We start from the raw sequence: 20,398 nt of genomic DNA, 5'->3' as shown, positions 1-20,398 counted from the left end.
TGCGTCGGGCCGCGGCTGTCAAGCGCCACCGGACCCGCCTACGGGTCGATCGCGTCGGCGCAGGCATCGGTCGGCGCGGCGGCGGTGTGGCCGACATAGGGAAAGATCTTCAACACCGCCGAGCCGACCCGGCACGGTGCGGCGGCCAGACCGCAGCCGGACAACAAGGGCAGCGCCGCCACCAGCGTCGCCCGCAGCAGCGCCGTCATCGACTCTCGACCTCCTCGCGCAGAAGCTCCAGCTCCAGCCAGCGTTCTTCCGCCTGCGCCAGTTCCGTCTCGGCGTTGGCCAGCGCGTCGGTGGCGCGCTGGAATATCTTCGGGTCGCGTGCGTACAGATCCGGGTCGGCCAGCGCGCCGCGCAGTTTCGCGATGGTCGCCTGCAGCTTGTCGATCTGCGCCGGCAGCGTGTCCAGCGCGTGCTTCTCCTTGAACGACAGTTTCCGTGCGGGGCCGGCCGGCGCCGATGCCGACCCCTGGGCCGGACGCGGCCGGCCGGGCGCGGCCGGCACAGCCGCCGGCACATTCACGATCGGGCCGCGCTGCGCCAGCATGTCCGAATAGCCGCCGGCATAGTCGATCCAGCGCCCGTTGCCCTCGGCGTTGATCACGCTGGTGCACACGCGGTCCAGGAAGTCGCGGTCGTGGCTGACCAGCAGCACGGTTCCGGCATAGTCCGCCAGCAGTTCCTGCAGCAGTTCCAGCGTCTCCAGGTCGAGGTCGTTGGTCGGCTCGTCCAGCACCAGCAGGTTGCTCGGTCGCGCCAACGCCACCGCCAGCGCCAGCCGCCCGCGCTCGCCGCCGGACAGAACGCCGACCGGCGTGCGCGCCTGCTCGGGCGCGAACAGGAAGTCCTTCATGTAGCCGATGACATGCCGGGACTGGCCATTCACCACCACGCTGTCGCCATGCCCGCCGGTCAGCGTGTCCGCCAGCGTGGCGCCGGGGTCCAGGCTTTCCCGCCGCTGATCCAGCGCCACCATCTGCAGCCCCGCGCCCAGCCTGATCTCGCCCTCGTCCGCCGCGAGCTGCCCGGTCAGCAGCGACAGCAGCGTGGTCTTGCCGGCGCCGTTCGGCCCGACGATGCCGACGCGGTCGCCGCGCAGCACCCGCGTGGTCAGGTCGCGGATGACCGGCCTGCCGCCGAACGCCTTCCCGACGCCTTTGGCCACCACCACCAGCTTGCCGGACAGCTCCCCCTCGGCGGCCGCCAGCTTCAGCCCGCCGGTGTTGCCGCGCTGCTGGCGGCGCTGGACCCGCAGCGCGTGCAGATTGGCCAGCCGCTTCACGTTGCGCTTGCGCCGCGCGGTCACGCCATAGCGAAGCCAGTCCTCCTCCATCGCCAGCTTGCGGCCCAGCTTGTGCTGCTCGCGCTCCTCCTGCTCCAGCGTCTCGTCGCGCCAGGCCTCGAAATGCGCGAAGCCGCGGTCGAGTCTGCGCGTGATGCCGCGGTCGAGCCAGACGATCGTGCGCGACAGCGCTTCCAGCAGGCGGCGGTCATGGCTGATCAGCACCATGGCCGAGCGCAGCGACGCCAGCTCCGCCTCCAGCCAGGCGATGGCAGGCAGGTCGAGGTGGTTGGTGGGCTCGTCCAGCAGCAGGATATCGGGCGACGGCGCCAGCGCACGGGCCAGTGCGGCGCGGCGGGCCTCGCCGCCGGACAGGACGGCCGGGTTCTCGCCGCCGGTCAACCCCAGCTCGCCGAGCAGATAGGCCGCCCGGTGCGCGTCGTCTCCCGGACCGAGTCCCGCTTCGACATAGGCAAGCGTCGTCGGGAATCCTGTCAAGTCCGGCTCCTGCGGCAGGTAGCGTACGGTGACACCGGGTTGCAGGAAGCGCACGCCGGCATCGGGCTGCAGTGTGCCTGCCGCAATCCTGAGCAATGTTGATTTTCCCGAGCCGTTCCGCCCGACCAGACACAGCCTGTCGCCAGGGCTGACTGCCAATTCGGCACCTTCCAGAAGCGGTGCGGTGCCAAGGGTGAGCCGGATATCTTGCAGGGTGAGCAGAGGAGGTGCCATGGCCGCGCTTCTAGCACGCGGCGCCGCCGCTGCACGTCGCACGCCGATGATGTCTCCCCTTGCCTCTGCGCCGGGCGAGATGCAGGCTTGCCTTGGCGGCATGACACATTCATGGTTCGCCTCAGTGGTACAGTCCGTTACACGCCTGCGCCACCAAGACTGCAAAACAGGGAGATAAGAAACACATGCTAACGCGTCGTTCCGCCTTTAAGGCCGCCGCCGGCATCGCGGCCACCGCTACCTTCGGCGTCACCCAGGGCGCGTATGCGGCCGACATGGTCGTCAAGGTCGGTATCAACCTGTCTTACACCGGTGCGGATTCGGAGTCCGCGACCCGCGTCGCCAATGGCGGCATCCTGGCCTTCGAGGAGGCCAACAAATACAAGGAAGTCAAAGGTGTCACCTTCGAGCCGGTGAAGCTCGACGACGGCACCGCCACCGCCGGCCAGTACGACCCCGCCCAGGCCGCCACCAACGCCCGCAAGATGGTGTCGGACAAGGGCTACATCGCGGCACTCGGCCCGCAGATGTCGGGCGCCGGCAAAGCGATGTCGCCGATCCTCAGCGCCGGCAACCTCGCCACGATCACCCCGTCCTCGACGAACCCGGACATCACCGATCCGAAGTTCGCCGCCCAGTACCGCCCGAACGGCAAGGCGATCTACTTCCGCACGGTCGCGACGGACGCCTATCAGGGCCCGAACATGGCCAACTACATGGCCGATGTGCTGAAGGTGAAGTCGGTCTTCGTCCTCGACGACTCAGGCGCCTACGGCGTTGGCATCGCCGATTCCTTCCAGGCCCAGGCGGAGAAGAAGGGGATCAAGGTGCTCGGCCGCGACCGGCTGGATCCGAAGGCCGTCGACTACGCGACCATCCTGACCAAGATCAAGTCGATGAACCCGGATGCGCTGTACTATGGCGGCGTGGGCCAGGCCGGCGTGAAACTGGCGAAGCAGGCCTACGAAATCATCCCGAACGTGATCAAGGCCGGCGGCGACGGCATGCAGAGCGCCGACCTGCTGAAGGGCGCCGGCTTCCCGGCGGTCGAGGGCTGGTATGCCACCGTGGCCTCGCCGCATGTCACCGACGACCCGAAGACCAAGGACTTCAGTGACCGCTACTTCGCCCGCTTCAATCTTCGTCCCGACGACTACACGGTCACTTGCTACACCGGTGCCCGGGTCATCATTGAGGCGGTGAAGATGCTGGTGAACGCCGGCAAGCCGGTGAACCGCGACACCGTGCGCGACGCCATCCAGGCGACCAAGATCTCGAACACCCTGCAGGGCCCCGTGGAGTTCGACGAGAACGGCGACCTGAAGAACAAGGTCATCAGCGTCTTCCAGATCAAGAAGGACACGACGAAGCCGCTGGACGATCCGGACGCCCAATACAAGTACGTCGGCGTGGCGCCCATGGCCTGATGCGATCGAGCTAGGGACCGGGGGACAGGGCATGACGACAGCCGATCTCTTCCTGCAACAGGCGATCAATGGCCTGAGTCTGGGCGCCATGTATTCATTGCTGGCGCTCGGATTCACCCTCGTCTATGGCATCATGGAGCTCATCAACTTCTCGCACTTCAACGTGTTCATGGTCGGCTCGTTCGTCGCCATGGTCACGTTGCAGATGTTCGGCCTGTCCGGTCAGGACACCATCCTGACCGGATTGCCGCTGGTGGGAGTTATGCTGGTGGCCTTTCTGGCCTCCATGACGCTCTGTGGCGCCATAGGCGTGGCGATCGAGCGCTTCCTGCTGCGTCCGTTGCGCGCAGTGAAGGGTCCGGCCGCGATGATCACCACGATCGGCGTGTCGTATGTCCTGTTCAACGCCGTCCTGCTGTCGATCGGCGCGGATTCGAAGAATTTCCCGAATCCGCTGCCGCCGCTCACGTTTGCCATCGGCGGCGCGGTGCTGCGCCTGCGCGAGATCCTGATCTGGATCATCTCGCTCGTGCTGATGGGCGGGCTGACCTATTTCGTGCAGTTCACCCGGCTGGGCAAGGCCATGCGCGCCACCGCCCAGGACCCCGAAGCCGCCAGGATGATGGGCGTCGAGGTCGATCGGGTGGTGATGACCGCGTTCTTCGTCGGCTCCGCGCTCGCCGGCGCGTCCGGGATGATCTTCGGCCTCTACTACAACCTCAGCAAGGTCGATATCGGCTTTGCTGCGGGCCTGCGCGCCTTCACCGCCGCGGTGCTGGGCGGGATCGGCAACGTGCCGGGCGCCATGGTGGGCGGGGTGCTGATCGGTCTGATCGAGGCGCTCAGCGGGCAGGTCGTCGGCACCGCCTGGACCGACGTGATCATCTTCGGAATTCTCGTGCTGGTTCTCGTGTTCAAGCCGGTCGGCCTGATGGGCCGCGTGGCCCCGAACAAGTCCTGAAGGGAGCCGAGCCATGTATGCCACTGCCGTGAACCTGCTCGGCCGCCCCTTCGCAAGCCTCCCGCCGGAGCGCCGCCGCCTGCTGGCCCTGCTCGTGCTGGCCGCCGCCTTCGCGCTGTTGCCCCTGGTGATGGACAACGACGCGAACACCGACGCCATGGCCAATGCCATGTCGTATGCGACGCTGGCGCTGGGCCTCAACATCGTGGTCGGTTTCGCCGGCCTGCTCGACCTCGGCTACGCCGCGTTCTTCGCCATCGGCGCCTACTACTACGGCATCTTCACCAGCTTCCAGGTGATGCCGCTCTGGAGCGACGCCTGGGCCCCCTTCGCCTTCCTGGGGCTGGTGCAGAAGATCAACCAGGGCGGTCCCGACCTGGTGCACTTCACCTTGTCGTTCTGGCTCGCGCTGCCCACGGCAGCACTGGTGACCGCATTCTTCGGCGTGCTGTTCGGCGCGCCCACGTTGCGGCTGCGCGGCGACTACCTGGCCATCGTAACCCTCGGCTTCGGCGAGATCGTGCCGATCGTGGCACGCAACGTGGACTCGGTCACCAACGGCGCGGCCGGGCTGAACGGCGTGCAGGCGCCGCGGATCCTGGGCTACAGCTTCGGCGTCGATGCGTTGCCCTACTACTATGTCGGCATGCTGCTGGTGGCGTTCCTGATCTTCGTCTCGATCCGGCTGCGTGATTCCCGAATAGGCCGGGCCTGGATGGCGATCCGCGAGGACGAGACGGCGGCCAGCGCGATGGGCGTGAATCTCGTCCACTTCAAGCTGCTGGCATTCGCCATCGGCGCCGCCTTCGCCGGCATGACCGGCGTTTACTATATCGCCAAGCTGCAGACCGCGACGCCGGAGATGTTCAGCTTCTCGGTTTCCTCCATGCTGCTGGTCATGGTGGTGCTGGGCGGCATGGGCAGTGTCTGGGGCGTGGTGGTGGGCGCCTGCCTGCTGCAGCTCATGCAGTCTTGGTTCCTGCCGGAGTCCACCAACGTGGTGCGCGCGTTCGGCGAGATGGTCGGCAGCCCGTGGCTGATGAGCGTCGATCTCGTGCATTGGACGCAGATGCTGTTCGGCCTCATCCTGGTGCTGATGATGCTGTTCCGCCGCGACGGCCTGATCCCGGCCACGCGCGCCATCCCCGCCCTGTCGTTCGAGGCGCAGCACGCCGAGGTGCGGCGTGGCGGCTTCGTCAATCTCGACCGCATCCCGCACTGGGAGTCCACCCCCGGCAATGCGCTGGAGATCCGCGGCGTCACCGTGAAGTTCGGCGGCCTGACGGCCCTGAACAACGTGGACCTGACGGTGCCCGCCGGCGGCGTGGTTGCGGTGATCGGGCCCAACGGCTCGGGGAAGTCGACGCTGTTCAATGCGATCACCGGCCTGGTGCAGGCCCACAGCGGCAGCATCAAGTTCCACGGCGCCGAGCTGCTGGGGCTGGCGCCGCACGAGGTGCTGGAGCGCGGGGTGGCCCGCACCTTCCAGAACATCCGCCTGTTTCCCAACCTCACGGTGCTGGAAAACGTGCTGATCGGCCAGCATTCCCGGCTGCGCACCGGCCCGTTCGCCGCAGTGTTCCATCCGCCCTGGACGAAAGCCGAGGAGGAAGGGGCGCGCAAATGGGCGCTCGACATCATCGGCCTGTTCGGCAACCGGCTGACGCCACGTGCCAACCAGACGGTGAGCGGCCTGTCCTATGCCAATCGCCGGCGCGTGGAGATCTCGCGCGCACTGGCCTCCAAACCGAAGATCCTGCTGCTCGACGAGCCGACGGCAGGCATGAACCCCAACGAGACGCTGGAACTCGCCGAGCAGATCAAGAGCCTGCACGAAATGGGCCTGACCATCCTGCTGATCGAACACAAGCTGGACGTGGTGACCAAGCTGGCGGACACGGTGGTCGTGCTCGACCACGGCGACAAGATCGCCGAGGGCAGGCCCGACGAAGTCCGCCGCAACGAGGAGGTGTTGACCGCCTATCTCGGGCGTGCCGCGCGCGCAGCCCTTGCGGAGACCGGAAATGTCGCGTGACGGTTCACTGCTGCTGGAATTCACCAACGTCAACACCTACTACGGCGACCTGCACGCCCTGAAGAACGTCAACTACACGATCGGCAAGGGCGAGATCGTCAGCCTGCTGGGCGGCAATGCCTGCGGCAAGTCGACGACCATGAAGACCATCATGGGCATCGTACGACCTGCCACCGGCACCGTGATCTTCGACGGCAAGCCGATCGAGAAGCTGCCGACCAGCGAACGGGTGAAATTGGGCATCGCCCCGGTGCTGGAGGCGCGGCGCCTGTTCCCGCGCATGACCGTCTACGAGAACCTGGAAATGGGCGCCTACACGCAGCCGCGCGGGGCCCGGTTCAGCGAGGACCTCGAGCGTGTCTACAGCCTGTTCCCCCGCGTGAAGGAGCGCCGCAACCAGCTTGGCGGCACGCTGTCGGGCGGCGAGCAGCAGATGGTGGCGATCGGGCGCGCGCTGATGGCGCGCCCCCGGCTGATCTGCATGGACGAGCCGTCGATGGGCCTGTCGCCGCTGTATGTGGAGCAGGTGTTCGACATCATCCAGGAGATCAACAAGCAGGGCACCACCATCTTCATGGTGGAGCAGAACGCCAACATGGCGCTGTCGATCGCGCATCGCGCCTATGTGCTGCAGACCGGAGCGGTGGTGCTGTCGGGCACGGCGGCGGAACTGCGGGTGAACCCGTTGATCCGCGAGGCGTATCTCGGCGAGCTCAAGGTGGACGTCGCCGCCTGACCCACGCCATGACAACGTCGGCGCCGAATGGCGCCGTCACACTGCGCTTCTTCGGACGGGACCGCCGCATCGCCGGCGGTCCTTTCGACTCGTACGCACCGCCGGCCATCGGGGTGTGCCTCGAAGCCGGCTCCGCGAAGGCCCCGCTGGCGGATCTGCGGATCGACATCCCCGATTTCCAGCCGCCCACCGAGGCGCAGCTTCGCCTCGGCCTGGCGCGGCTGCTGGTGCTGATGCGGCAACGTCCGGACGACCCGGTCTATGTCGGCTGCCGCGCGGGCTTCGGCCGCACCGGCACCATCATCGCGGCGCTGGCGAAGCTCGCGGGCATGCCCGACCCCGTCGCGTGGACCCGAGCACAGTACCATCCGCATGCCGTGGAGACGGCGGCCCAGGAACAGGCGGTCAGGCAATCCGATACGGATGCGGTCTGGCGCATGTATGATGCGTTGCGAACGAACAATGAGGAGCGTGATGCTTAGCCTGTACTACTACCCCGGCAATGCCAGCCTGTTCCCGCACATGCTGCTGCGCGAGCTCGGCGCGGCGTTCGAGCTGCGGCTGGTCGACCGTACGCGCGACGCGCAGAAAAGCCCCGAGTACCTCAAGCTCAATCCGCACGGACGCATTCCCGTGCTGGTGGACGGCGACCTCGTGCTGTACGAGACGGCGGCGATCGCGCTGTATCTGGTGGACCGCCATCCCGAAGCCGGCCTGGCGCCGCCGGTGGGCACGCCCGAGCGGGCGCAGTTCTACAAATGGATGGTCCACCTCACCAACACGCCCCAGGCCGAATATCACGCCTGGTTCTACCCGCACGAGCACGTTCTCGATCCCGCAGCCGCCGCCACGGTGCAGGCCGCCGCCGGGCAGCGCCTGAACGGCATGTTCGACCGGATCGCGGGCGCGCTGGGCGACGGCCCGTTCCTGCTGGGCCGGACTTTCTCCGCCGCTGACCTGTTTCTGCTGATGCTGCTCCGCTGGGGCCGGGGCATGCCGCGGCCACCGCGCACGCTGCCGGCGCTGGGCGCCTTCGCCGAACGGGTGCTGGCACGCCCCGCGGTGCAGGCCACTTTTGCCGCCGAAGGGTTGGCCGCACCGCTCGTCTGATACCAACGGCCTTCTGGCCGGGCGCCGGGAACTGTGGCAAGTGGACGCGATCGATGCGGGGGAGGGATATCATGCATTTGGGCAGACGGGCCTGTCTGGGCCTGATGGCGGCGGCGCTCACGGCAAGAGGCGCACGTGCCGCGGAGACGATTCGCCTTGGCCTGCTGCACACGGTCTCCCCGGCGCCGTTCTACCTCGCGCAGGAGCGTGGCTACTTCACCCAGGCGGGGCTCGACGTCCAGTTCCGTTTCTTCGAGGCCGCCCAGCCGATCGCCGCGGCGGCGGTCGCGGGCGACATCGACGTCGGCATCACCGCGCTCACCGGCGGCTTCTTCAGCCTGGCCGGCAAGGGCGCGCTGAAGGTGATCGGCGGCGGCCTGCACGAGCAGAAGGGCTATGACCTCACCGCCGTACTGGTCTCGAAGAAAGCCTACGACGCCGGGCTGACTTCGCTCGACAAGCTGGCCGGGCACAGCTTCGCCATCACCCAGTACGGCAGCTCGTTCCACTACATGATCGGCCGCCTCGCCGACGTCGCGGGCTTCGACCTCAAGACCGTCACGCTGCGGCCGTTGCAGCAGATCAGCAACATGGTCGCGGCCGTCCGCACCGGCCAGGTGGACGCCACCATGGCCATCGCCTCCATGGCCCGCCCGGCCGCCGCCAGCGGCGAGGCGCACATCATCGGCTGGGTCGGCGACCACGTGCCCTATCAGATTACCGCGCTGTTCACCACGCGCGCGGTCATCGCCGAACGCGCCGCCGCATTGAAGGCTTTCTGCGGCGCCTACCAGCGCGGCGTCGCCGACTACCGCGAGGCCTTCCTGCGCTTCGACGCCCAGCACAAGCCGATCGTCGACGCCAAGACCGACGCCGCGATCCCGGCCATCGCGAAATACGTCTTCATCGGCGACCCGAATGCCGCCGAGAAGATCAAGGCCGGCATCGGCTGGTACGACGAGGGCGCGGCGCTCGATGTGCAGGACGTGCGGGCCCAGATCGCCTGGTTCCAGGCACAGGGCATGGTGAAGGGCCCGATCGACCCCGCCGACATCGTCGACACCGGCTTTCTGCCGACGCGATGACGGCCTCGTCCATCCGGCTGGAGGCGCGGGGCATTCGCCACGCCTATCGCGGCCTGTCGGTGCTGGAAGGGATCGACCTCAGCGTGCCGCCCGGCGAGGTGCTGGTGCTGGTCGGCCCTTCCGGCTGCGGCAAGTCCACGCTGCTCGGCATCCTCGGCGGCATGCTCGCCCCGGATGGCGGCAGCGTGCGGTTGGACGGCGAGGTGGCGCCGGACTGCCTCAACCCGCTGACCTACGTGTTCCAGGATTTCGCGCTGCTGCCGTGGCGCACCGTCGCGGGCAACATTTCGCTCGCGCTGGAAGACACCGCCTTGCCGCCGGCCGCGCGCCGCGCCCGGGTGGCGGAGATGCTGGAGCTGACCGGGCTGTCCCGGTTCGCCGATGCCTGGCCGAAGCAGCTGTCCGGCGGCATGCGCCAGCGCGTCGGCATCGCCCGGGCGCTCGCGGTGCGCCCTGCCGTGCTGTTGATGGACGAACCGCTCTCCGCGCTCGACGCGCAGACGCGCGGGTTGCTGCAGGACGAGCTGGCCGCGATCATCGCCCGCTCCGGCGTCACCGTCGCCTACGTCACCCACAACCTCGCGGAAGCAGCTCTGCTCGGCCAGCAGATCGTGGTGCTGTCGCGCCGCCCCGGCCGCGTGCGCGAGATCCTGCGCATCGATCGCCCGATCGCCGGCCGCACTGCCACCGATCCCGACCTGCTGGCCGTCGAGACACGACTGTGGGACCTGATCCGCGCCGATGCCGCCGAAGCCGACCGGGAGCTGGAGCGTGCCTAGGCTGTCCGGACCGATCCCCTTCCGGGCCCGCGGCTTCGCCCCGCGCGACGTGCCCGCGGCCGGCGTGGCGACGCTGGTCGCGCTGCTGGCGCTGTGGCAGCTGGCGGCCTCGCTGGGCTGGATCTCCACGATCTTCCTGTCCACGCCTGCGGGAATCGCCGGCGCCATCCGCGACCTCGCGCTCAGCGGCGAGCTGTGGATGCATCTCGGTGCATCCTTGCAACGGCTGGCGATCGGCTGGCTGGCGGGAACCGTCGCCGGGCTGGTCGTGGGCTTCGCCATCGGCCTGTTCACGCTGGCGCGGTCCCCGGGGATGGCGGTGGTATCGGCATTCTTCCCGATTCCCAAGATCGCACTGGTGCCGCTGTTCATCATCTGGTTCGGCATCGGCGAGGGATCGAAGATCGCCACGCTGGCCTTCGGCGTGTTCTTTCCCACCGTCATCAACACCATGGCCGGGGTGGACGGCGTGCCGCGCGGGCTGATCCGCATGGGCCAGTCCTTCGGCCTGCCCTGGCGCTCCATCGTCCGCAAGATCGTGCTGCCCGGCGCGCTGCCGGCGATCCTGTCGGGCTTCCGCATCACCACCTCGATCGCCATCGTCCTGCTGGTGGCCGCCGAGATGATCGGCGCGGAAAAGGGCATCGGCGCCTTCGTCCTTTCGGCCGGCAACCTCTACGACGTGGACAATCTGATGGCCGGCATCGTCGTGCTCAGCGCGATCGGCCTCGCCGCATCCTGGCTGATCGGCCGCATCGAGCGGGCGCTGCTGGGCTGGCGGTAGGCCGGTCCGCGGCCCCCGTCACCCCGCGAGATTGATGCCGCGGATCGCCTCGCACATCGCCCGCGTCACCTCCTTGGTCGTCGCCTTGCCGCCGAGGTCCGGCGTCAGGATGCCGGCCGCGCAGACCTGCTCGACGGCGGTCATCAGCGCGGCGGCGGCGCGGGCCTCGCCCAGATGCTCCAGCATCATCGACGCCGTCCAGAAGCTCGCCACCGGATTGGCGATGCCCTTGCCGGTGATGTCGAAGGCCGAGCCATGGATCGGCTCGAACATCGAGGGATAACGGCGCTGCGGATCGACATTGCCGGTCGGCGCCACGCCCAGGCTGCCGGCCAGTGCCGCGGCAAGGTCGGACAGGATGTCCGCATGCAGGTTGGTCGCCACCACCGTGTCGATCGTCTGTGGCTTGCGCACCATGCGCATGGTCATGGCGTCCACCAGTTCCTTGTCCCAGGTCACGTCCGGATAATCCGCCGCGACCAGGGCCGCGATCTCGTCCCAGAACACCATGCCGTGGCGCTGCGCGTTCGACTTCGTCACCACGGTCAGCAATTTGCGCGGCCGCTTGCGGGCGCAGTCGAAGGCGAAGCGCATGATCCGCTCCACGCCGACGCGGGTGAAGATCGCGACCTCGGTGGCCACTTCCTCCGGCAGGCCGCGATGGGCGCGCCCGCCATGGCCGGCGTACTCGCCCTCGCTGTTCTCGCGCACGATCAGCCAGTCGAGATCCTCGGGCCCGGCATCGCGCAACGGCGACGTCACGCCGGGCAGGATGCGGGTGGGCCGCACATTGGCGTACTGATCGAAGCCCTGGCAGATCGGCAGGCGCAGGCCCCACAGCGTCACGTGATCGGGGATGTCGGGCGCGCCGACCGCCCCGAAATAGATCGCGTCCGCGCCCTTCAGCCGCTCCAGCCCGTCCGCCGGCATCAGCACGCCGTGCTTGCGGTAGTAGTCCGACCCCCAATCGTAATGATCGACCGCCAGCGAGAACCCGCCATCGCGCGCCGCCAGCGCATCCAGCACCTCCAGCCCGGCGCCGATCACCTCCGGCCCGATGCCGTCGGCGGGAATGGAGGCGATCCGGTACTGGCGCATGCGGGAGATCCTGTGGAGGGGGCGAGGGCGGCAGAGTGCCCCCGCCCACGCGCGACCGTCCAGCCCCGGCCGCCTATCGCAGTTCTGCCAACAGGATGCAGGTCTCGGAATGGGTCACCGCCGGGATCGTGCGGATGTGCGTCAGCACCTGGTCCAGCGCCGCCAGGTCGTGGGCCTGGATCTCCACCACCAGGTCCCAGCGCCCGCTGGTCGAGTGGATCCGGCTCACCTCGGGATTGCGCTTCAGCGCAGCGACCACGTTGCGGTTGTCGGTCGAGCGGACTTCCAGCGAGGTGATGGCACGCACCATCCCGGTCTCGACGTCGCCGCGCAGCCGCACCGTGAAGCCCACCAGGATGCCGCTTGCCACCAGCCGGTCGATCCGGTTCTGCACCGTACCACGCGACACGCCGAGCTGCCGGGCGAGCGTGGCCGTCGGGATGCGGCTGTTGTCGCGCAGCCTGGCGATCAACGCGCGGTCGGTCTCGTCGAGTTCGGCTTCGGTCTGCTGTTTCGCCATTTATGCCTGACGCTTTGCCCGGTTCCTGCCGGAAATATAGCATATCGCTGCCTTTTTGTTAGCAGCGCCATCCGTCATCCTCTCGGGCGACCCGCACCCGAAGGACCACCCCGCATGACCCCTGGCCGCCCCACGCACCTGTCCTTGCTGGGCATCCCGCTGGAGCTCGGCGCCGGGGAGCCGGGCGCGATCATGGGCCCGGCCGCCTTGCGCACCGCCGGCCTGCCGGGCCTGCTCGCCGGGCTCGGCCACCATGTGGTCGACCATGGCGACATGGCGCCGCCGGCGCCGGTCGCGGCCAGCCTGCCCGCGGCCGCCGCCGCCTGCCGCAATGCCGGCGGCATCGCCGCCTGGACCCGCGCCATCCACGACCGCGCGTTCGCGCTCGCACAGGGCGGCGGCGTGCCGATCTTCCTCGGCGGCGACCACAGCCTGTCCATGGGCACCGTCAGCGGCATCGCCCGGCATTGCCGCGCCGCCGGCCGCAAGCTGGTCGTGCTCTGGATCGACGCTCATGCCGACTTCAACACGCCGGCGACCAGCCCTTCCGGCAACATGCACGGGATGTCCACGGCCTTCCTCTGCGGCGACCCCACCCTCCGCCCGCTGCTCGGCGACCGTCCGTTCGTGCCGGTCGCCCCCGTCGACATCCACCTGCTCGGCCTGCGCTCCGTCGACGCCGGCGAGCGCCAGGCGCTGGCGGCGCACGGCGTCAACCGCATCGACATGCGCCTGATCGACGCGTTCGGCGTGCCCGCGCTGCTGCAGCGCATCCTGGCTGACATCGACGGCCCGGACACCCATCTGCATGTCAGCCTGGACGTCGATTTCCTCGACCCGTCGCTGGCCCCCGGCGTCGGCACCACCGTTCCCGGCGGTGCCAGCGACCGCGAGGCGCATCTGGTGATGGAGATGCTGCACGACAGCGGCCTCGTCGGCTCGCTCGACGTGGTCGAGCTCAACCCCTTCCTCGACGAACGCGGCAAAAGCGCCCGCCTGCTCACCGAACTCACCGGCAGCCTGTTCGGCAGCTCGGTCGTCGAGCGCCCGGCCCGCACGCCCCATTTGCAGGAGACCGCAGCATGAACGCTCCCGTCCTGAACGCACCCGTCGCGAACGCGCCCGCCATGAGCAGCGCCGGCGCCGACCTGATCGCCATCGAGCATTCCCTCGGCGCCCACAACTACAAGCCGCTCGACGTCGTGCTCACGCGCGGGGAGGGGGTGTGGGTATGGGACGTGGAGGGCAGGCGCTACCTCGATTGCCTGTCCGCCTATTCGGCGGTGAACCAGGGCCACTGCCACCCGAAGATCCTGGCCGCCATGATCGCGCAGGCGCAGAAACTCACGCTCACCTCGCGCGCCTTCCGCAACGACCAGCTCGCCTTGTTCTACGAGGAGCTCGCCGCCCTCACCAACACCCACAAGATCCTGCCGATGAACAGCGGCGCCGAAGCGGTGGAATCCGCCATCAAGGCGGTGCGCAAATGGGGCTACGAGGTGAAGGGCGTGCCGGAGGGACAGGCGGAGATCATCGTCTGCGCCGACAATTTCCACGGCCGCACCATCGGCATCGTCGGCTTCAGCACGGACCCGGATGCACGCGGCGGCTTCGGCCCCTTCGCCCCCGGCTTCAAGGTGATCCCGTTCGGTGATGCCGCGGCGCTGGCGGCGGCGATCACCCCCAACACGGTCGCCTTCCTGGTCGAGCCGATCCAGGGCGAGGCCGGCGTGATCATCCCGCCCGCCGGCTATTTCCGGAAGGTTCGCGATCTGTGCACCGCCAACAACGTGACCCTGATCCTCGACGAGATCCAGACCGGCCTGGGCCGCACCGGCGCGCTGCTGGCCGAGGCGCATGAGGGCATCGAGGCCGACGTCACGCTGATCGGCAAGGCGCTGTCCGGCGGGTTCTATCCCGTCTCCGCCGTGCTCTCGAACTCCGAGGTGCTCGGCGTGCTCAAGCCCGGCCAGCACGGCAGCACCTTCGGCGGCAACCCGCTGGCCTGCGCCGTCGCCCGCGCCGCCCTGCGCGTGCTGACCGAGGAGGGCATGATCGAGAACGCCGCCAACATCGGCGGCTATTTCAAGGAGCTGCTCCAGGGCATGCGCAGCAACCTCGTGCGCGAGGTGCGCGGGCGTGGCCTGATGCTGGCCGTGGAACTGCACCCCGAGGCCGGCGGCGCGCGCCGCTTCTGCGAGGCGTTGCGCCAGCGCGGCCTGCTCGCCAAGGACACGCACGGCCACACCATCCGCCTCGCCCCGCCGCTGGTGATCACGCGCGACCAGATCGACTGGGCCATGGAGCGGATCGAGCCGGTGCTGACCGGCCGCGCCGCCTGACCACGCTCACCCGTCGCCAGCCGGCCGCAGCCGCTGATACAGCGCCATCCAGCGCCGATCGATCCGGTCCTTCCACAGCCAGGCCAGCCGGCCGTTCAGCGTCCAGCGGCCCCGCCACGCCACCGCCCGCGCGCCCCCGAGCCCGAGGATCACCAAGGCGTCGTGCTGCGGCCGCCACGGGCGCAGCTTCCGCCCTGCCGCGGCCCGGCGGAGATTCGCGGCCAGCAGCGGCCCGGCCCGCACCGCCCAGACCCCGGCTTTCGGGCGCCGATTGCCCTCGATCGCCGCGCAGTCGCCGGCCGCGAACACCCGGGCGTCGCTGACGCTGCGCAAGGTCGCGTCCACCCGGATGCACCCGGCTGCGTCGCAGGCCAGGCCCGACTTCGCCAGGAAAGGCTGCGCCACGGCGCCGATCGCCCATAACGCGCCGGCCGCCTTCAGCCCGCTGCCGTCGGACAGCGCCAGCGTGCCGTCGGCGAACACCCCGGCCGAGACATTGCCAAGGAACGCGACCCCCAGCTCCGCCAGCGCCCGGCGCACCACGCGCTGCGCAGAAGCCGGGGCGGACGCGATCGGCTCGGCGTCGCGGCTCACCAGGGCGATGCGCGCCCGCCCGGCGAAGCGGTGGGCCAGGGCCAGCGCCAGTTCGGTTCCGCCCGCGCCGCCACCCACCACGGCGACCCGGTCGCCGGGCGCCAGCCGCGCCTCCAGCGCCGCCAACTGATCGAGGAACCGCCCGATCGGCTTCACCGCAATGCCGCCGCCCGCCGGCATGTCCGGCACCCCGCCCACATCGACCGACAGCAGATCGAACGCGACCCGTGACCCTCCCATCAGCGCCACCTGCCCGGCGGCCAAGTCGATGCCGGCGGCCTCGGCCAGGATCAGCCGCGCGCCGGCGGCGGCAGCAAGCTTCGCACAGGCGATATGCGCGTCCTCGAAACGGTATTCGCCGCGGATCAGTCCCGGCAGCATGCCGGAATACGGCGTGTCCGCCTCGCGCGCGACCAGCGTGTAGCGAATGCCGGGCCGGGGGCGCATGGCCGCCTGACGCAGCACCTCCACATGCGCATGGCCGGCGCCGAGCAGAACGATATCGGTGATGGCGGGCGGGCGCGGGGGCATGCGGGCAGCCTGGTGCTTGCGAAAGCGCGTTCGGCGGGGTTGCCGCCGGCCGACAGACCGGCTGTGATCGCGCCATGACATGGTCCATCCTCGTGCGCGATCCCGCAACCGGCGCCCTCGGTGCCGCCGTTGCCACCCGTTTCTTCGCCGTCGGCGCCCTCTGCATCCATGTGGAGGGCGAGGTGGCGGCGCTGGCCACCCAGGCGCTGATCAACCCGATGTACGGCCTGAATGGCATGGCCCGGCTGCGCGGCGGCGAGGCCCCCGCCGCCGTCGCCGCCGCCCTGCTGGCCGAGGATGCCGGGCGAGGGCACCGGCAGTTGCACATCCTGGATGCCCAGGGCCGCATGGCCCAGCACACCGGCGCGGACTGCGTCGCCTGGTGCGGCCATGCCGCCGGCCACGACGTCTCGGTTGCCGGCAACATGCTGGCCGGGCCGGCGGTGGTCGAACGCACGCTCGCGGCCTGGACCGCCGGCACGGGCGACATGGCCGAGCGCCTGCTCACCGCGCTGGAAGCCGGCGAGGCGGCGGGCGGCGACTGGCGCGGCAAGCAGTCGGCGGCGCTGAAGATCTGCACCAGGGACCCGTACCCGGACCTGGACATCCGCACCGACGACCATCCCGACCCGCTGGCCGAGCTGCGCCGCCTCCTCGCCGTCAGCCGCGAGCGTTATGCTATCTTCCGCCGCTTCCTGCCGGGGCGGGACAACGCCAGCGGCGTATTCGACCGCGCCGAGATCGAAGCCGCCATCGCCCGCGCCGAGGCCGAGCGGAGCGGCTGACATCGGGCGCAAACATGCCGGCGGCCTTGTCAAACCGACCCGCCGGCGGCAGAAACATGACATAACAGCAACACCCGGGGGTTTCAGCCGATGCGTCATATCCTGCTCGTCGCCACGGCCACGGCGGCGATCCTGTCCCCCGCCATGGCGCCGCGCGCGATGGCCGAGGAGCTGCCGACCCTGCGCATCGGCCTCGCCGACGATGCCGACCTGCTGGACCCCACCGTGGCGCGCACCTTCGTCGGCCGCATCGTCTTTGCCGGGTTGTGCGACAAGCTGTTCGACATCAACGAAAAGCTGGAAATCGTCCCCCAGCTCGCCACCGGCTATGAATGGGCGGACAGCAAGACCCTGATCATCAACCTGCGCAGCGGCGTGACGTTCCACGACGGCACGCCGATGGACGCCGCCGCGGTGAAGTACAGCCTGGAGCGGCACCTGACCATGCAAGGCAGCAGCCGCCGCGGCGAGATCGCGGGCATGGAGCGCGTGGAGGTCGTCAACCCCACCACCGTGCGCATCGTCTTGAAGGCGCCGAGTGCGCCCTTCCTGTCCCAGCTGACCGACCGCGCCGGCATGATCGTCTCGCCGAAGGCCGCCGAGGCCGCCGGCAAGGATTTCGCCCTGCACCCGGTCTGCGCCGGCCCGTTCAAGTTCACCGAGCGCGTGCCGCAGGATCGGATCGTGCTCGACCGCTTCCCCGGCTACTGGAACGCGCCGGCCATCCAGCTGGGCCGCATCGTCTACCGCCCGATTCCCGACAGCTCGGTGCGGCTGGCCAATCTGCAGGCCGGCGCGCTCGACATGGCCGAGCGCATCGCGCCGAACGACGTCGAGACCGTCCGCAAGGACCCGAAGCTGAAAATCACGATGTACGACGGCCTCGGCTACCAGAGCATCAACCTCAACATCGCCCACGGCCCCCGTGCGCAGACGCCGCTCGGTCAGGATGCGCGCGTGCGCAAGGCGTTCGAGCTGTCGATCGACCGCGAGGCGCTGGTGCAGGTCGTCTACAACGGCATGTTCACGCCGGTCGCCCAGGCGGTCCCGCCGGCCAGCCCGTTCTATGCGCCCGACGTGAAGCCGCGGCCGCGCGACGTGGCCGAGGCGAAGCGGCTGCTGAAAGAGGCCGGCGTGAAGCTGCCGGTGACGGTCACGCTCACCGTGGCCAACATGCCCGACACGCGCCAGACCGGCGAGGTGATCCAGTCGATGGCCACCGAGGCCGGCTTCGACGTGAAGATCCAGTCGGTCGAATTCGCCTCCGGCCTCGACGCCGCGGACCGCGGCGACTTCGAGGCCTATCTGGTCGGCTGGTCCGGCCGTGCCGACGCCGACGGCAATCTCTGGAACTTCCTGCATACCGGCGCGCCGCTGAACTATCCCGGCTACAGCAACAAGGATGTCGACACGTGGCTGGAACAGGCGCGTGGCGTGACCGACGTCGCCGCCCGGCGCGCGCTTTATGCCAAGGTCGCCGCGCAGTCCGCGCAGGACCTGTCGATCATGTATCTGTACATTCCCAAGACCATCGTGGGCATGAGCGCGAAGCTGGCGGGCTTCAAGCCGGTGCCTGACGGCATCCTGCGTCCGCAGGGCATGACCCTGCAGAAGTGATGACAGGAGTCGAAAGCGCCGTGTCCACCGCAGCGGAGGGCCTGGCTTCGTGAAGAGCCATCTGGGGACGCGCATCCTGCAGGTCGTGCCGACATTGCTGCTGGTCAGCATCATCGTGTTCGGCCTGCAGCAGCTCATGCCCGGCGATCCCGCGCTGGTGCTGGCCGGCGAGGAGCGCGACCCCGCCGTGCTGGCGCAGATCCGTGCCGAGCTGTGGCTCGACCGGCCGTTGCCGGTCCAGTATTTCCACTGGATCGGCAACGTGCTGCACGGCGATCTCGGCTTCTCCTGGCGCATCCGCCAGCCGGTGGCGCAGCTGGTGCTGGAGAAGCTGCCGGTCACCCTGCAGCTCGGCCTGATGGCCTTCGTGATCGCGCTGTCCATCGGCATTCCGATGGGCATCCTGTCGGCGGTGAAGAAGAATACGTTCTGGGACTACGTTGCCAACGGCGTCGGGCTGGCCGGCCTGTCCACGCCGAATTTCTGGCTCGGCATCATGCTGATCCTGCTGGTGTCGGTGAAGCTCGGCTGGCTGCCGCCCTCGGGCTACGTGTCGCTGTTCGAGGACTGGCGGCAATCCCTGGCCACCACGATCATGCCGGCCTTCGTGCTGGGCAACGCCATCGCGGCGGTGCTGATGCGCCACACCCGCAGCGCCATGCTGACGGCGCTGGAGCAGGACTATGTGCGCACCGCCCGGGCCAAGGGCCTGCGGGAATATATCGTGGTGCTGCGCCATGCGCTGCGCAACGCGCTGGTGCCGGTGGTCACGCTCGGCGCGCTGGAGCTGGGCACGCTGCTGTCCGGCGCGGTGCTGACCGAGCAGGTGTTCAGCATCCCCGGTTTCGGCAAGCTGATCGTCGACGCCGTGTTCAACCGCGACTATCCGGTGGTGCAGGGTGTCGTCCTGGTGACCGCCACCGTCTACGTCGCGCTGAACCTGCTGGCGGATGTGCTCTACGTCCTCATCAACCCGAAACTGAGAAGCGCATGAGTGCGACCACCGCCGCCCCGTCGGCCCGCGCGGCCGTCGCCGTCGTCTCGCAGAGTCCGGCGCGCCTGGCCTGGCGCCGCTTCTGCCGCCGCCCCGCTGCTGTGGCGGGGCTCGTGGTGGTGATGCTGTTCATTGTCGTTGCCGCGTTCGCGCCGCTGATCGCGCCGGTCGATCCGGTGAAGACCAGCTGGTCGCTGATCCGCAAGGCGCCGAGCTGGGCCAACTGGATGGGCACCGACGAGAACGGCCGCGACGTGCTCAGCCGCGTCATCTTCGGCGCCCGCGCCAGCATGCTGGCCGGCGTGATCTCGGTCACCATCGCTGCCGGCATCGGCGTGCCCGTGGGCCTGCTGGCCGGTTTCGCCGGCGGCAAGGTCGACGCGGTGATCAGCCGCATCGTCGATGCGATGCTGGCCTGCCCGTTCCTGATCCTTGCCATCGCGCTGGCGGCCTTTCTTGGCCCGAGCCTGCAGAACGCGATGATCGCCATCGGCGTCACCGCGGCCCCGGTGTTCATGCGCATCTCCCGCGGCGCCACGATGGATGCCGCCACCAACGAGTATGTCGAGGCCGCCCGCGCCCTCGGCAACCCGCCCTGGCGCGTGGCCGTCCGCCACATTCTGCCGAACATCGTCCCGCCGGTGATGGTGCAGGCGACCCTGGCCATCGCGACGGCCATCATCGCCGAGGCCAGCCTGTCCTTTCTCGGCCTGGGCCAGCAGCCCCCGGCCCCGTCCTGGGGCAGCATGCTGAACTCGGCCCAGCGGTTCCTGACCCAGGCGCCGTGGCTCGCGGTGTTCCCGGGCGCGGCGATCTTCCTCGCGGTGCTGAGCTTCAACCTCGTCGGCGACGGCCTGCGCGACGCGCTGGACCCGCGCGCGAAATAGTGCGCGGCAACGGCGCCGGCGGCATCGCAACGATGCGCCGGGCCATTCCCATGGCAGTCGGCGGTTGCCAATCATATTGCGGTCCCGTATTGC

General features: G+C 69.2%; 20 protein-coding genes. 15 read left to right on the top strand and 5 right to left on the bottom strand.

The features are described 5' to 3' along the window. Nucleotides 1–38: 38 nt before the first annotated feature. Nucleotides 39–209 carry a DUF6726 family protein gene (locus OL599_RS05490; protein ID WP_264712643.1) on the bottom strand — a complete coding sequence of 57 codons (171 nt, stop codon included), beginning with the start codon at nucleotides 207–209 and terminating at the stop codon, nucleotides 39–41. Continuing rightward, nucleotides 206–2,020, bottom strand: coding sequence for an ABC-F family ATP-binding cassette domain-containing protein (locus OL599_RS05485; protein ID WP_264712642.1), 1,815 nt, complete (start codon nucleotides 2,018–2,020; stop codon nucleotides 206–208). Before OL599_RS05485 ends, OL599_RS05490 begins: the two co-directional genes overlap by 4 nt. 185 nt (nucleotides 2,021–2,205) lie before the next feature. Here OL599_RS05485 and OL599_RS05480 point away from each other — a divergent pair, with 185 nt between their 5' ends. From OL599_RS05480 to OL599_RS05440, 9 genes are all read left to right on the top strand, one after another. After that, nucleotides 2,206–3,447, top strand: coding sequence for a branched-chain amino acid ABC transporter substrate-binding protein (locus tag OL599_RS05480; protein WP_264712641.1), 1,242 nt, complete (start codon nucleotides 2,206–2,208; stop codon nucleotides 3,445–3,447). Between the two features lie 31 nt (nucleotides 3,448–3,478). Further along, complete coding sequence (locus OL599_RS05475; protein WP_264712640.1) at nucleotides 3,479–4,408, top strand: branched-chain amino acid ABC transporter permease; 930 nt, start codon at nucleotides 3,479–3,481, stop codon at nucleotides 4,406–4,408. Nucleotides 4,409–4,421: 13 nt separating this feature from the next. Then, nucleotides 4,422–6,443 (top strand): branched-chain amino acid ABC transporter ATP-binding protein/permease, encoded by a 2,022-nt coding sequence (locus OL599_RS05470; protein WP_264712639.1) that lies wholly within the window; start codon nucleotides 4,422–4,424, stop codon nucleotides 6,441–6,443. Further along, complete coding sequence (locus OL599_RS05465) at nucleotides 6,433–7,179, top strand: ABC transporter ATP-binding protein (RefSeq protein WP_264712638.1); 747 nt, start codon at nucleotides 6,433–6,435, stop codon at nucleotides 7,177–7,179. The genes OL599_RS05470 and OL599_RS05465 overlap by 11 nt, the downstream gene beginning before the upstream one ends. Nucleotides 7,180–7,187: 8 nt before the next feature. Then, the gene (locus tag OL599_RS05460) at nucleotides 7,188–7,661 is read left to right on the top strand and encodes a protein-tyrosine phosphatase family protein (RefSeq protein WP_264712637.1); all 474 of its coding nucleotides are present in this window, start codon (nucleotides 7,188–7,190) and stop codon (nucleotides 7,659–7,661) included. Next, nucleotides 7,654–8,289 (top strand): glutathione S-transferase family protein, encoded by a 636-nt coding sequence (locus OL599_RS05455; protein ID WP_264712636.1) that lies wholly within the window; start codon nucleotides 7,654–7,656, stop codon nucleotides 8,287–8,289. Before OL599_RS05460 ends, OL599_RS05455 begins: the two co-directional genes overlap by 8 nt. 71 nt (nucleotides 8,290–8,360) lie before the next feature. Then, nucleotides 8,361–9,374, top strand: a complete 1,014-nt coding sequence (locus OL599_RS05450) for an ABC transporter substrate-binding protein (protein ID WP_264712635.1) — start codon at nucleotides 8,361–8,363, stop codon at nucleotides 9,372–9,374. Then, nucleotides 9,371–10,153 carry an ABC transporter ATP-binding protein gene (locus tag OL599_RS05445; protein ID WP_264712634.1) on the top strand — a complete coding sequence of 261 codons (783 nt, stop codon included), beginning with the start codon at nucleotides 9,371–9,373 and terminating at the stop codon, nucleotides 10,151–10,153. Before OL599_RS05450 ends, OL599_RS05445 begins: the two co-directional genes overlap by 4 nt. Next, on the top strand, nucleotides 10,146–10,937 hold the full coding sequence (locus OL599_RS05440; RefSeq protein ID WP_264712633.1) for an ABC transporter permease: 792 nt from the start codon (nucleotides 10,146–10,148) through the stop codon (nucleotides 10,935–10,937). The genes OL599_RS05445 and OL599_RS05440 overlap by 8 nt, the downstream gene beginning before the upstream one ends. Nucleotides 10,938–10,955: 18 nt before the next feature. On the opposite strand, the gene OL599_RS05435 is transcribed toward OL599_RS05440, so the two are convergent. Both OL599_RS05435 and OL599_RS05430 read right to left on the bottom strand, forming a co-directional pair. Next, entirely contained in the window at nucleotides 10,956–12,035 is a 1,080-nt protein-coding gene (locus OL599_RS05435; RefSeq protein ID WP_264712632.1) for a tartrate dehydrogenase, read from the bottom strand. A 73-nt stretch (nucleotides 12,036–12,108) separates the two neighbouring features. After that, nucleotides 12,109–12,555: an Lrp/AsnC family transcriptional regulator gene (locus tag OL599_RS05430; RefSeq protein ID WP_264712631.1), complete on the bottom strand. Its 447-nt coding sequence runs from the start codon at nucleotides 12,553–12,555 to the stop codon at nucleotides 12,109–12,111. A gap of 114 nt (nucleotides 12,556–12,669) precedes the next feature. Here OL599_RS05430 and rocF point away from each other — a divergent pair, with 114 nt between their 5' ends. Both rocF and rocD read left to right on the top strand, forming a co-directional pair. Then, on the top strand, nucleotides 12,670–13,641 hold the full coding sequence (gene rocF / locus OL599_RS05425) for an arginase (RefSeq protein WP_264712630.1): 972 nt from the start codon (nucleotides 12,670–12,672) through the stop codon (nucleotides 13,639–13,641). Beyond that, nucleotides 13,638–14,897: an ornithine--oxo-acid transaminase gene (rocD, locus tag OL599_RS05420; RefSeq protein WP_456306681.1), complete on the top strand. Its 1,260-nt coding sequence runs from the start codon at nucleotides 13,638–13,640 to the stop codon at nucleotides 14,895–14,897. Before rocF ends, rocD begins: the two co-directional genes overlap by 4 nt. A 6-nt stretch (nucleotides 14,898–14,903) precedes the next feature. On the opposite strand, the gene OL599_RS05415 is transcribed toward rocD, so the two are convergent. Beyond that, nucleotides 14,904–16,022 carry an FAD-dependent oxidoreductase gene (locus OL599_RS05415; RefSeq protein WP_264712629.1) on the bottom strand — a complete coding sequence of 373 codons (1,119 nt, stop codon included), beginning with the start codon at nucleotides 16,020–16,022 and terminating at the stop codon, nucleotides 14,904–14,906. A gap of 74 nt (nucleotides 16,023–16,096) precedes the next feature. Between OL599_RS05415 and OL599_RS05410 the strand changes: the two genes are divergently transcribed. From OL599_RS05410 to OL599_RS05395, 4 genes are all read left to right on the top strand, one after another. After that, a complete protein-coding gene (locus tag OL599_RS05410) occupies nucleotides 16,097–16,807 on the top strand; it encodes a DUF1028 domain-containing protein (RefSeq protein WP_264712628.1) in 711 nt (236 codons plus the stop codon). Between the two features lie 90 nt (nucleotides 16,808–16,897). Continuing rightward, on the top strand, nucleotides 16,898–18,424 hold the full coding sequence (locus tag OL599_RS05405) for an ABC transporter substrate-binding protein (protein ID WP_264712627.1): 1,527 nt from the start codon (nucleotides 16,898–16,900) through the stop codon (nucleotides 18,422–18,424). 49 nt (nucleotides 18,425–18,473) lie between these two features. Then, a complete protein-coding gene (locus OL599_RS05400) occupies nucleotides 18,474–19,418 on the top strand; it encodes an ABC transporter permease (RefSeq protein ID WP_264712626.1) in 945 nt (314 codons plus the stop codon). Further along, nucleotides 19,415–20,305, top strand: a complete 891-nt coding sequence (locus tag OL599_RS05395; RefSeq protein WP_264712625.1) for an ABC transporter permease — start codon at nucleotides 19,415–19,417, stop codon at nucleotides 20,303–20,305. The genes OL599_RS05400 and OL599_RS05395 overlap by 4 nt, the downstream gene beginning before the upstream one ends. The last annotated feature ends 93 nt before the right edge of the window (nucleotides 20,306–20,398 follow it).

The sequence above is a fragment of the Limobrevibacterium gyesilva genome (genome assembly GCF_025989185.1).
GTDB lineage: Bacteria > Pseudomonadota > Alphaproteobacteria > Acetobacterales > Acetobacteraceae > Limobrevibacterium > Limobrevibacterium gyesilva.
This window is presented reverse-complemented; position numbering and strand designations above follow the sequence as displayed.